Source organism: Bradyrhizobium erythrophlei (assembly GCF_900129425.1).
GTDB classification, from domain to species: Bacteria; Pseudomonadota; Alphaproteobacteria; order Rhizobiales; family Xanthobacteraceae; genus Bradyrhizobium; species Bradyrhizobium erythrophlei_C.
The window spans coordinates 2,986,123-2,998,327 of sequence record NZ_LT670817.1 but is presented as its reverse complement, the minus strand read 5'-3'; the positions used below and the strand labels follow the sequence as shown (position 1 = coordinate 2,998,327).

Here is a 12,205-nt window from a genome sequence, read left to right as displayed (position 1 = left end):
GCGAAGCGGGCCGCTCAGACGGCGATGACGCAACCAATCGTCGGTTCGACTATACTCTCGTTTCAGTTGGCTTGATATTCTGGCACACCTTTACCGTGTCACTGACTTTCGGGAATAGCAAAGCGCATTCCCCTGCCCCGGCAGCCCGGCCGATTATGCCGGAGCCAGCCGTGGGCCGTGTCATGGGGGGACGCGCCAAAAACCAAACCACCCGTTCTACAGTGGCTTGATTTCCACCTTGCGAAACTTGACCACGCCCTTGTCGCTCTCGACGCCCTTGTCGTCCTTGAGCCCCAGGCCGTGCTGCAGGGCGATCCGGCCGCTGGCAAACTTGCCGTCTTGCGCGCCGTCGACGGTCTTTTGTCCATTGAGCGTCACCGTAAAGGTAGAACCCTTCGCCGTGATCTCGTAGACGTTCCATTTGCCCGCGGATTTCGGCATCGGATCGACCTTGCCGACGTTGACGATGGCGCCGGTCCCGTAGCTCGGGTCGGGGCGTGCATCCCAGATGTTCACCTCGTAGGCGGTGGCGCCGGTCACCTTGCCAGGATCGGTGCAACGGATGAAAATGCCGCTGTTGGCGTCGCTGTCGATCCAGAATTCGGCCCTGATCTGATAATCGGTATAGGTGTTCTTGGTGACCAGAAAGCCGTTGCCCTTGTCGGCAACGACGGCGCCGTCCTCGATCCGCCAATTGGCGTCACCGATCATGTTGAAGTTGTCGAGGTTCTTGCCGTCGAACAGGGTGATCCACCCGTCATCGGCGGACGCCCGAGGCGTGTACGAGAAAGCGGCAAACCCCGCCACAAGCAATGCGACGCCAAATGCCGACCAGCGCTTCATGATGATATCCTCCCCAATTGACCATTGTTCTTGATGCGAGGCTTATTGTCGTCCCGCACAGGTTTCGAACCCGGCGACGATAGCAGGCGGCGGCTTCCTCAGGAAGCCATTGAAACGCTCAGCCGCCCGCAACCGGCGGCGTGCCGTGGGTATGAAACGACTCGATCGTTTTCAGCCCCCACGCCTGGCCCTTCTTGCGCTCTTCCTCGGTCCAGACGATCGGCTTCCAGTCCGGCGCCAGGATGAGACGGGCGCCAGCGTTGGCGACCTCGACGCGGTTGCCGCCGGGTTCGTAGACATAGAGGAAGAAGGTCTGCTGGATGGCATGCTTGTGCGGCCCGGTCTCGATATAGACGCCGTTTTCGAGAAAGATATCGGCGGCGCGCAACACGTCCTCGCGGCTGTCGAGCGCGTAGGTGACGTGATGGAAACGTCCAGGCGTGTTGGAGTGATCGTGCGAATAGGCAAAGTCGTAGCTCTTGTTCGACATCGTCATCCACATCGCGGCTTCAGTGCCGTCGTTGAGCACGATCTGCTCGGTCAGCCGGCAGCCCAGATATGTCTCGAAAAAGATACGGTTGGCCTTGATGTCCACCGCCAGACAATTGAGGTGATCGAGGCGGCGGACATTGATGCCGCGCGCCGGAAACCGCTGCGCCTGGTTTTTCAGCGCCGGCTTCAGTTCGGGCGGCGCCTCGTACCATTCGGTCTCGTAATAGAGTTCGACGATATGGCCATCGGGGTCGCGGCAGCGAAACGCCGGCCCATGGCCGAGATCGCCGTCGGTCCAGCCGATCTCGAATCCGGATCCCTTCAATGCCGCCACGCGGCGTTCGAGCGCCTGCGGGCTTCGTGCCCGCAGCGCCATGTGCTCCATCCCTGAGGTGTTCGACGCCGTCAGCTTCAGCGAATAACGTTCGTAATCGTCCCAGCCGCGCAGGTAAACGGATTCCCCCCGGCGGCCGCTAACGGTCATGCCCATGACGTCGACAAAGAACTTCAGGCTCTCGTCGGGTTTCGGCGTCAGCAGTTCCATATGGCCGAGATGGGCAAGGTCGAAAATCGGCTCCGGTGGCATTCGGCGTTTCTCCTCTAGCGCAGCGTCCGCGTCAGATCGTCGAACAGCTCATCCACCGCGCAGGCATACGGAATCAGCCCCTGCTGTGCCGTATAGCCGATGATCATTTCCAGCGAGCGGCGCATTTCCTTAAGGCTGAACCGGGGCGAGCCGGCCGGCGCGAGAGCTGCGCTCTCTTGCAGCAGCCTGAACACTTCCCGCACCGCCTCGGGCTGCGTGCGCGACAGGGTCTCGCTGACGACGACCATATGGTTGATCGGCAGCGCACCGTGTTTGGCAAACCATGACTTCTCTTCGCTGGCCGCATCCGGAAACAGCGGCTTCAGCCCGGGACGATCGGCCTTCTCTCCAAGCACGGCATCGAGTTCGCCGTCGAGCAGCATCTGGATGATCTCTTTGCCCGGGGGCGCTCTCTTGGTCGTATCCTTGAATTCCGCGACATGGGCATCTTCGAAGGTGACCCAGTTGATCGAGTTGAGGTCGACGCCGTAATCGTTGGCGAGAATGCCGCGCAGCCAGGCACCGGTCGTGGTGGTGAAGGAACGGATGCCGACGCGCTTGCCGTTAAGATCGGCCGGTCTTAACGTTCCCAGTTTGGCATTGTAGAGCGCATGCGCATGCTGAAACCGCGCCAACACCACGTTCGGAAGCAGCACCATCGGCTTGCCGAAACTCCTGGCCATCAGGTAGGTGACGATCGCCATTTCCGAGACGTCGAAGGCCCCGTCGCGGACCATCGGCTTGAAACCCTTGTTGGTCGGCGAATACTCCGCGAAATCGAACGCGACCAGATCTGACTTGAGCGATCCGTTTTTCAACGCGGCAGTACAGGGATGGTCGCCGAGCAATGTGCGCAAGCGTATCGTCACTTCAGTCGGACTCGGGATCATCGACATAGACCAGGCCGGCCTTTTCCAGCGGCTCGCGCATCTTGTACATGTCGAGCCCGAGCACGCCGGAAGCCAGTTGCCGGCGCTTGCCCTCCTCCTCGGCCTGGCGCTTCTCGCCCTTGGCGGCGACGTCGCTGGCCTGCTTGCGGCCGACGACCACGACGCCGTCGTCATCGGCGATGACGGCGTCGCCGGGATGAACGTTGATCCCGGCGCAGACCACGGGAACGTTGACCGCACCCAGCGTCGCCTTGACCGTGCCCTTGGCCGAAATTGCCTTCGACCACACCGGAAAGCCCATCTCGCGCAGCGACTTCACATCGCGGCAGCCGGCATCGATGACAAGCCCGGTGACGCCGCGCGCCTTCAGCGAGGTCGCGAGCAGATCGCCGAACATGCCGTCGGTATTGTCGGCGGTGCAGCCGACCACCAGGATGTCGCCCGGCCGGCACTGCTCGACCGCGACATGGATCATCCAGTTGTCGCCGGGCTGCGCCAACACGGTGACGGCGGTACCGGCTGCCTCGGCGCCGGCCCATACCGGGCGCATATAGGGCTTCATCAGCCCAAAGCGGCCATAGGCTTCGTGCACCGTCGCCACGCCGAGCGCGCCGAGGCGTTTGACCACCGCCGCGTCGGCGCGGTTGATATTGCGGACAACGACCGTCTTCATGCCAGTTCCTCCATCGCCATTGGGAATAGCCGCTGATAGGCCTCGCCATAGGTCATGGCCTTGCCCGAATTGCGCCCGCCCTGCATGCCCCGTTGCAACGCCACCCGCTCGTAATAGGCCCACAGGTGTTTCTGCGCCGCCAAAATCTCGAAGGTCTTGCGCTTGATATCCCAGACCTCATCGATGTTGAGGATGACCTGCGGCTTGAAATTGCACATCTCCGGCTGATGCGGCTCGAACAAAAACACCGGCGGCGCCGCGTAGCTGTAATCGGCCTGCGGCTTGTGGCCCATCGCCTGCGCGACGATGCGGGCCTCCTGGGCATAGGCGGCGGCGGCCGGATGATCGACGTTGTAGGGATCCTCGAGCGAATGCGTCAGCACAAAGCTCGGGTTGAGCTCGCGGTAGATGTCGGTCAGCCGCTCCATATGCGCATCCGTCAGGCGCAGCGGATAGTCGCCGGCATCGAAGAACTCGATCTCGGCCCCAAGCGCCGCCGCGGCGCGCTCCGCCTCGTCGCGGCGGCCGGCCTTGACCTTCTCGAGCGTCATCCCCGGCTGCTTCCACGCAAATTGCGATTCGCCGCGTTCGCCGAACGCCAGGCAGACGATCTTGACCCGATACCCTTTCTTGGCGTGCAGCGCGATCGCGCCGCCGGCGCGCCACACGAAATCTCCCGGATGCGCCGAAACCACCAAACCTGTTTTTGCCATGGCATTCCCTTGAAGCTTGCAGACATTTCCCGGAGGTCGAACCTATGTGGACTACGCGCCAAAGGCAAAGGCAGGGACTCGCCGCCCCTTACTTCGCATTCGCCGGTGCTTTTCATCGCGTTCCACCCTGCCCCGGGGGTGCTTCCCGGAAAGGCCACACACGAAATGCCCTCCTCCCACTTTGGTAAACCAAGCGTTAAGCAGCGCGCGACCCCGGCGCCAATAACGGGCGCCAAAAACCCCGATTTCTCGGCAAAATCGGCCGATGAGGCCGAGCGAGAGCGGCCAACCAATCCGCAATCCTGACCAAGATGCCGCGGATTTAACGCACCCGGAACCCGACCGGTTTAACAGTTTCTCCAACCGCGGACGGCATAGTGAGGCCCGAAAACAAATTTTCACAAACTGCCGGGCCCAACCACTGTGACATCCTTCGGACGTGTGATTTCGGTGCGCGGATCCCTCGCCCGGGTCGGACTTCTGGCGGCGAGCCAGATGGGCCTCTCCGCGGCGCGGGCAACCGTCGGCCGCTTCGTCAGCATTCGCTGCGCCAATTCCATCATCGTCGCCATGATCACCGACGTGACGAGCGAGGACCTGCCGACTTCCGATAACTACTTCGCCAGCGCCGGGGTCGATCTGCTCGGCGAAATCCTCGGCGTACCGGATCGCCCCAAATTTCAGCGCGGCGTCACCAACTATCCGACCATCGGCGACGCCGTCGACCTCATCACCAATCAGGAGCTTCGCACGGTCTATGCGCCGAGCGGGTCGGATCAGATCAATGTCGGCACCCTGCAGCAGGATCCGTCCGTCATCGCCTATGTCGACGTCGAGGAGATGCTGTCGAAACACTTCGCGGTGCTTGGCTCGACCGGCGTCGGCAAATCCAGCGGCGTGTCGCTGCTGCTGAACGAAATTCTCAGGTCGCGGCCCAATCTGCGGATCTTCCTGCTCGACGTTCACAACGAGTATGGCCGCTGTTTCGGCGATCGCGCGCTGGTGCTCAACCCGCGTAACCTGAAGCTGCCGTTCTGGCTGTTCAATTTCGAGGAAATCGTCGATGTGCTGTTCGGCGGCCGGCCCGGGGTCCCCGAAGAACTCGATATTCTCGCCGAAGTCATTCCGGTGGCGAAGGGTATCTATACCCAGTACCAGAACACTGACCGGGTCGGGCTGAAGCGGGCCGATCCCAAGGCGGTCGGCTATACCGTGGACACCCCGGTTCCCTATCGCCTGGTCGACCTGATTTCGCTGATCGACGAGCGCATGGGCAAGCTCGAGAACCGCTCGTCGCGCATCATCTATCACAAGCTGATGTCGCGCATCGAGACCGTGCGCAACGATCCGCGTTACACCTTCATGTTCGACAACGCCAATGTCGGCGGCGACACCATGGCAGAAGTCATCAGCTACCTGTTCCGGCTGCCGGCCAACGGCCGGCCGATGACCATCATGCAGCTGGCCGGTTTCCCCGCCGAAGTCGTCGATTCCGTGGTGTCGGTGCTGTGCCGCATGGCGTTCGATTTCGGGCTGTGGAGCGACGGCGTCTCGCCATTGTTGTTCGTGTGCGAAGAGGCGCATCGCTACGCTTCCGCCGACCGCAACATCGGCTTCGGGCCGACCCGCAAGGCGGTGTCGCGCATCGCCAAGGAAGGCCGCAAATACGGCGTCTATCTCGGCCTCGTCACCCAGCGGCCCGCCGAACTCGACGCCACCATCATTTCCCAGTGCAACACGCTGTTCGCGATGCGGCTTGCCAACGACCGCGACCAGGCGCTGCTGCGCTCGGCGGTCTCGGACGCCGCGGCCAACCTGCTGTCGTTCGTGCCCTCGCTCGGCACCCGCGAAGTGCTTGCGTTCGGCGAGGGCGTGGCGCTGCCGACGCGCCTGCGCTTCAAGGAAGTGCCGCCGCATCAATTGCCGCGCAGCGAAGCCACGATTTCGACGGCGCCCTCGGTCGCCGCCGGCCACGACATGCATTTCGTCGGCGCGGTGCTGGAGCGCTGGCGCGGCGCCACCTCGCATCGCGACGTCGCCAACGACCCCACCCTCAATGAACGCCCCGCCGCGCGCATGGTGGAGGCGCCGATGCTGCAGCCGTCGCTCGGTCTCGATCCCGACCGCTTTTCGCTGCTGAAGAAGCCACTGCGCTGAGGGGCTGAACCAAGGGCGGTTGGCGCTGACCTATCCCACGTCATTGCCGGGCTTGACCCGGCAATCCATCGCCCCAAGACAAGAAACTCTTTTTTGATGGATGCGCGGGTCAAGCCCGCGCATGACGAGTGAGAGAGCAAAGCCGCCGGCATAGAGCCACACCTTCGCATTCTCGCGGCGCGATGCGTCCGAGGTTTGCTGATCGTTTCGCCCTGAAGACAGAGGGCGTGGGGAATGCCGGATGCCCGATGCACCCGCAGCCTCGTGTGCGCTATGGTAGTAAGTATGCACACGAGTATTCACAGCGAGCCACTGGAAATCACCCGGCATTCCCGCACGCAATGGTTTTACGGCTTATACCGCGCTCTCCCCGGTGATCGGCTTTCTTGTCACCGTCATCTGCGGAAACCTGGCTCCTCCGCGCCCGGTCGGGCCGACTCGCCTTCCGCAAACTTGACGCCGGCGTCGAGGCGTCAGGACCACACGTCTTCGCCGTCCGCGAGCAACGTCGTTCGTCAGCATGCCGGTCGTCGCTCACGGGAAACCCGCCCTGCGATCCCTTGCACACCCGACGCTGCCGCGTCCACCGCAACCCGCCCCAACGTTCACGACGATGGCCAACGCCCCTCTGATCGGGACAGGATGGCGCGGATATAAAGTGATTTGCGATTTCGGAAAACCAGAATATTTTTTCAGACAGAGATTGACACGCTGGCCACAAAACAGCCTGACGGGCAAATCAGTTGCGTTATCAACCCGGGGGAAGACGCTCAGTCGACTTCGCCTATCATTCCGATAAGTGTCGGTAGGGCGGATTAGCGCAGCGTAATCCGCCGGCCTTCGCCAAGTCGCCGCAATACGTTTCGCTATTGCGCCCTACGGTTCTACGGACGTAACGGCCAACAAGAACGAGATCACAAACTCGTCAGAACGCCACTGAAAGCCCGTTGGCATATCGTTTTCACGAGGCTCGCTCTCATTGCCCGGTGGACGGCTGCGCCGCATCGGTCTAGATCACCGCAGATGCCGGGGGCGGCCAGGTGAGAAGTGGAAATGCAGCCGCGCTACCGGAAAAATCTGAATGTTCTCCTGCCCTGCTTCGTCGTGCTCGGCATGATGTCCGGCCTGGTGGCCTATGCGCCGGAACTGTATCGCGTATTCTGTGGCGCAACCGGATATGGAGGGACGACGCAGCGGGCGTACTCCGACCCGACCGCCGCCTCCGATCAGACTGTGACGGTTGCGTTCGACAGCAACGTCGCGCCGGATTTGCCGTGGCGGTTCGAACCGGAGCAGCGCTCGGTGACCGTTCACCTCGGCGAGCAAAAGCTCGTATTCTTCACCGCCGAGAATCTCAGCAACGAGTCGATCGTCGGGCACGCGACGTTCAACGTCACGCCGGAGACGAGCGGCATCTATTTCAATAAAATTCAATGCTTCTGCTTCAATGAAGAGCGGCTTGACCCGCATCAGAAGATCGAGATGCCCGTTGTCTTTTTCGTCGATCCGGCCTTTGCGAAGGATCCCGACAACCTCCACGTCGATACGATCACGCTCAGCTATACGTTTCTTCGCTCGGTGAATCCGTCACAAAGCAAGAATCTTTCGCGTTTCCTGGCCGATGCCGCGCCAGATCCCGTCCACGGCCAACAACTCTTCACCGAACGCTGCACGGCATGTCACGCGATGGACAGCAACAAGGCCGGTCCCGTGCTTGGCGGGGTGGTCGGCCGCAGGGCCGGCTCGGCTCCCGGATACCATTATTCGCCGGCACTAACGAGCGCCGGTCTCACCTGGTCCGCGGATAATCTCGATCAGTGGCTCGCCGACCCTCAGAAATTCGTTCCCGGCGCACGCATGCCGGTTCGCGTGCTCGACGCTCCGTCTCGCCGCGACATCGTCGCTTACCTGCAGAAGGCAGGTCAGGAGCACAACGACTGGACCGATTCGAACGCACATGTATCAGGCGAATACTAGGGTTCGTACTTGAGAAAATGCGATGGGCTATTGCCACCGGCAATTGCTGAGTCCCTCCAAATTACCGTGCAGCCCGCAGGACGGATTGGAGCCGACGCCGCCATCGACTATGCTTCCGGCCACCCGCACCACGCGGCCTGATGCCGGAACCTGCGCCATGACCGAGCCCCTCACAAAACGCTTCCCGATCCCCGCGATCGACAGCCTGCCCGACGACATCCGCACCCGCCTGCTGGCGGTGCAGGAAAAATCCGGCTTCGTGCCGAACGTGTTTCTGACGCTGGCCTGGCGGCCCGACGAGTTTCGCGCGTTCTTTGCCTATCACGACGCGCTGATGGACAAGGACGGCGGCCTGAGCAAGGCCGAGCGCGAGATGATCGTGGTGGCGACCTCGAGCGCCAACCAGTGCCACTATTGCGTGATCGCGCATGGCGCGATCCTGCGCATTCGGGCGAAGAATCCGCAGATCGCGGACCAGATCGCCGTCAATTACCGCAAGGCGGATATCACCCCGCGGCAGCGCGCGATGCTGGATTTCGCGATGAAGGTGAGCACCGCGGCAGAGACGATTTCGGACGCGGATTTTGCCGAGATCGCCGGCCATGGTTTTTCCGACGACGAGATCTGGGATATCGCCGCGATTTCGGCATTCTTCGCGCTGTCGAACCGGATGGCCAACGTCACCGCGATGCGCCCGAACGACGAGTTCTACATGATGGGGCGTTTGCCGAAATAACTTCGCCGGCCCCTGCGATTCGGCGATTGAGGCGAAGGGAGCCTTGGCCTATCGTTGCGAACCCCGAGGCCGGAGGTCATCGCATTGCTGGATTGGCCGGAGATCGTGCTGCGTCTCGGCATCGCCACGCTCGCGGGCGGCCTGATTGGTCTCAATCGCGATCTTCAGGGCAAACCGATCGGCTTGAAGACGCTTGGTATCGTTGGCCTGGCCACGGCAACGGTCGTGGTACTGGCCGGCCAAGCCGACGACCCCGCGAAAATGTCGACCGAAGCCAGCCGGGTCGTTCAGGGAATCCTCACCGGCATCGGTTTTCTCGGCGCCGGCGTGATTGTGCGCGCCCAACACCATTTCCAGGTCCACGGACTGACCAGCGCCGCCTGCACCTGGCTTGCCGCCTGTGTCGGCATCGCCTGCGGGATCGGGCAATGGCGGATAGTCGCCGTTGCTCTCGCCATTACGTTCACACTTCTGATCGTCGGCCGCTGGCTCGAGCGCTGGCTGCATCGTATGCTCGGCGGCAAGGACGAGGCGGCGCCAAAATCCCCCGCCCCTGCTCCGCGCGCCGATTCCCGGCGGAGCTAATTCTCAATCGTCGGACACGGCGCCGCACCAGCCGGGCAGGTAAACCGCGTCCTTGCTTTTCGCCAGCGCCAGCGCTTTCTCGATGGCCTTGTCGAAATTGTCCTCTACGCCCTTGCGCGACATTTGGCGGCGCAGGAAATCCGCCCACAGGAATTCGCTGAACGGCGTGGTATCCTTGGCAAAACCGCCGACGCGGCGTAATTCGCCGGCGAGGCTGCGGAACGGGTCGTCCTTGAGGGCGGTGATCGATTTCGGAATATCCCTGAAGTGCCGGCGTTCGCCCTTGGTGTCGTACGGATAGACCCACCGCTTGTTATCCATCACGCCCCAGAATGCGTCGCGCTCGACCATGGAGAGATCGCCGATCACGGTCACCAGAATATCCTCGACCTTCTCTTCGTGAAGCGCCCGCGCCAGATGGTGGTGATCGACCACATAGTGGCGTTGGTCCGGTCCCAGCACCACTGGGACCATGTGTCTGCCCAAAAACTCGCCGCGCTTTTTTGTCGACTTGTGCGTGTCCCAATACTCCCGCAAGCGCTTGCGTTTTTCATTCACTTCCCGCATTCCGACCGTCATCTGTGTCGGACGCAGCGAGGTGATCGGAATCGGCTGAAGGATCGGTTCGCGCGTGTTCGCCATGACTTGAAATCCTCTGTCTGATCGCCAAAAAATCCGCTGAAATCGGGGCGATTATGCCATGATGGCGCCGGCGATCAAATGCCCCGATTAGCGTTGCGAGATTCGAAAAAGATGGCCAGGAGCCGGAGCGAGCGAACATCGAAGGCGCAGGTGGTCCGGCTTGGTGGTCGCGAAGTCATCGCGGAGGGCCTACGACTCAATTTCTGGGCGGACATCAGCCACCGCTGCATGACCGCGTCCTGGCCGGCTTTCATCGGCGGCGCCGCGCTGGTGTTTATCGTCTTCAACGCAGTTTTCGCCGTGTTCTACTGGATCGGAAATCAGCCGATTTCGAGCGTGCCTAGCGGCGCCTACATCGACTATCTCTATTTCAGCATCGAGACACTTTCGACCGCCGGCTATGGCGACATGCATCCGCAGACCCATTACGGGCATTTCATCGCCGCGGTGGAGCTGTTCACTGGCATCTTTTCGATGGCGCTGATGACCGGGCTGGTCTTTGCCCGGTTCTCGCGGCCGAATGCCCGGCTGCTGTTCGCCGACCACCCTGTCATTTCAACTCACGAGGGCAGGCCGACCCTGATGGTTCGCTTCGTCAACGAGCGTCATAACATCATCAGCAATGCCACCGCCAAATTGTGGTTGCTCAGAGACGAAGTGAGTCTGGAGGACGAGTCGTTTCGAAGGTTCTACGAATTGTCCCTGACGCGAAACGAGCACCCGGCGCTGGCCCTGAGCTGGACCCTCTACCATATTATTGACGAGGCAAGCCCGCTGTACGGGCTCGGGGCCGATGACCTCGCCGCCTCGGAAGTTTCGCTTATCGTGGTGGTGTCCGGATACGATGTCGTTGCGGCGCAAACCGTCTACGCAAGAAAGTTCTACGTTCATTCCGACATTCGCTTCGGGCACCGCTACGTCGACATCCTCGGCACGTCAGAGGATGGCCGGCTTAGAATCGACTACAGCAGGTTCCATGAAACTTTCGAGGGATAGATTATCGCATCCGTCCCATGTCAACATTATCTGTGAGACGCGTCGCGGGCGTGCTAGACAATATCAGGTGTCCCGGAGTTGGCAGCCGTGAAGACCCAGCGGCCCATTACGTCGGAAGTGTCGGAAGAAGAGCATCGCGTGCTCCAGTTCCGGCCGCGCACCCCTCCTCCGGGGCGGCCGGGAAAGCTGGGCCATCCGGGTCCGCAGCACGACGCCGGGGAAGAACCGAATGACCTGTCGCGCTATGAGCGCGTCCGGGAGCGACCGGACGATTTTCGTCATCGCATGCTGGCCAACATTGCGGCCTTCGCTTTTACCGTCGCGCTGATGGCCGTCGGATTATGGCTCGCCAAGAACATTGCGGATCTGCGCAAGACCCAGGACTGCGTGCTGATGGGGCGCCGGGATTGCGCCCGCATTTCGACCCCGTATTTCTAGCCGTTTCAAGCCAGGGCTGCCGGTCGGGCGATAAATCCAATCCGGCGGGCACCGCCCGCCTCCATTGAACTCGGGGCGGCGCTCCGATATACGGGCACTCGACTCCGGATGGCGGATGGGGCATTCCCGGGGCGCAGCGCCCGCCTGCCGTGCCATTCTGGAATTTATCTCCAATATATCAAAGGTTTAGTGATGTCCTCCACATTCGATCAGGTCGCCACGATTATCGCTGAAACCTGCGACATCCCGCGCGACACCATCACGCCGGAGAGCCACGCCATCGACGATCTGGGGATCGACAGCCTCGATTTTCTCGACATCGCGTTCGCGATCGACAAGGCGTTCGGGATCAAGCTGCCGCTGGAAAAGTGGACCCAGGAAGTCAACGACGGCAAGGCGACCACCGAGCAGTATTTTGTCCTGAAAAACCTCAGCGCGCGCATCGACGAATTGGTCGCCGCCAAAGGCGCGTAACAG

13 protein-coding genes are annotated in these 12,205 nt (G+C 61.7%); 7 read left to right on the top strand and 6 right to left on the bottom strand.

The genetic code is table 11. The annotated features are described in order from the left end of the window. Positions 1 to 216: 216 nt before the first annotated feature. The 5 genes from B5527_RS13905 to B5527_RS13885 form a co-directional block, all read right to left on the bottom strand. Positions 217 to 843 carry a 3-keto-disaccharide hydrolase gene (locus B5527_RS13905; RefSeq protein ID WP_079601826.1) on the bottom strand — a complete coding sequence of 209 codons (627 nt, stop codon included), beginning with the start codon at positions 841 to 843 and terminating at the stop codon, positions 217 to 219. 118 nt (positions 844 to 961) lie between these two features. Continuing rightward, positions 962 to 1,921, bottom strand: coding sequence for a catechol 2,3-dioxygenase (locus tag B5527_RS13900; RefSeq protein WP_079601825.1), 960 nt, complete (start codon positions 1,919 to 1,921; stop codon positions 962 to 964). A 14-nt stretch (positions 1,922 to 1,935) separates the two neighbouring features. Next, positions 1,936 to 2,790: a hypothetical protein gene (locus B5527_RS13895; protein ID WP_245332605.1), complete on the bottom strand. Its 855-nt coding sequence runs from the start codon at positions 2,788 to 2,790 to the stop codon at positions 1,936 to 1,938. 1 nt (position 2,791) lies between these two features. Then, the gene (locus B5527_RS13890) at positions 2,792 to 3,484 is read right to left on the bottom strand and encodes a 4-carboxy-4-hydroxy-2-oxoadipate aldolase/oxaloacetate decarboxylase (RefSeq protein ID WP_079601822.1); all 693 of its coding nucleotides are present in this window, start codon (positions 3,482 to 3,484) and stop codon (positions 2,792 to 2,794) included. Beyond that, positions 3,481 to 4,197 (bottom strand): PIG-L deacetylase family protein, encoded by a 717-nt coding sequence (locus tag B5527_RS13885; RefSeq protein WP_079601820.1) that lies wholly within the window; start codon positions 4,195 to 4,197, stop codon positions 3,481 to 3,483. Before B5527_RS13885 ends, B5527_RS13890 begins: the two co-directional genes overlap by 4 nt. Before the next feature lie 423 nt (positions 4,198 to 4,620). Between B5527_RS13885 and B5527_RS13880 the strand changes: the two genes are divergently transcribed. The 4 genes from B5527_RS13880 to B5527_RS13865 all read left to right on the top strand — a co-directional run bounded on the left by B5527_RS13880 (position 4,621) and on the right by B5527_RS13865 (position 9,652). After that, the gene (locus B5527_RS13880; protein WP_079601819.1) at positions 4,621 to 6,354 is read left to right on the top strand and encodes an ATP-binding protein; all 1,734 of its coding nucleotides are present in this window, start codon (positions 4,621 to 4,623) and stop codon (positions 6,352 to 6,354) included. A 1,053-nt stretch (positions 6,355 to 7,407) separates the two neighbouring features. Continuing rightward, positions 7,408 to 8,331, top strand: a complete 924-nt coding sequence (locus B5527_RS13875; protein ID WP_079607272.1) for a cytochrome c oxidase assembly protein — start codon at positions 7,408 to 7,410, stop codon at positions 8,329 to 8,331. A gap of 157 nt (positions 8,332 to 8,488) precedes the next feature. Then, positions 8,489 to 9,067 carry a peroxidase-related enzyme gene (locus tag B5527_RS13870; protein ID WP_079607271.1) on the top strand — a complete coding sequence of 193 codons (579 nt, stop codon included), beginning with the start codon at positions 8,489 to 8,491 and terminating at the stop codon, positions 9,065 to 9,067. 78 nt (positions 9,068 to 9,145) lie between these two features. Next, positions 9,146 to 9,652 carry an MgtC/SapB family protein gene (locus B5527_RS13865; protein WP_154072863.1) on the top strand — a complete coding sequence of 169 codons (507 nt, stop codon included), beginning with the start codon at positions 9,146 to 9,148 and terminating at the stop codon, positions 9,650 to 9,652. 3 nt (positions 9,653 to 9,655) lie between these two features. Here B5527_RS13865 and B5527_RS13860 read toward each other — a convergent pair whose 3' ends face one another. Next, complete coding sequence (locus tag B5527_RS13860) at positions 9,656 to 10,294, bottom strand: ParB-like protein (RefSeq protein WP_079601817.1); 639 nt, start codon at positions 10,292 to 10,294, stop codon at positions 9,656 to 9,658. Positions 10,295 to 10,405: 111 nt separating this feature from the next. On the opposite strand from B5527_RS13860, the gene B5527_RS13855 reads away from it, so the two are divergent. From B5527_RS13855 to B5527_RS13845, 3 genes are all read left to right on the top strand, one after another. Further along, positions 10,406 to 11,290, top strand: a complete 885-nt coding sequence (locus tag B5527_RS13855) for an ion channel (protein ID WP_079601816.1) — start codon at positions 10,406 to 10,408, stop codon at positions 11,288 to 11,290. Between the two features lie 87 nt (positions 11,291 to 11,377). Then, on the top strand, positions 11,378 to 11,728 hold the full coding sequence (locus B5527_RS13850; protein WP_079607269.1) for a hypothetical protein: 351 nt from the start codon (positions 11,378 to 11,380) through the stop codon (positions 11,726 to 11,728). 192 nt (positions 11,729 to 11,920) lie between these two features. Then, on the top strand, positions 11,921 to 12,202 hold the full coding sequence (locus B5527_RS13845; protein WP_002711294.1) for an acyl carrier protein: 282 nt from the start codon (positions 11,921 to 11,923) through the stop codon (positions 12,200 to 12,202). Positions 12,203 to 12,205 lie beyond the last annotated feature (3 nt).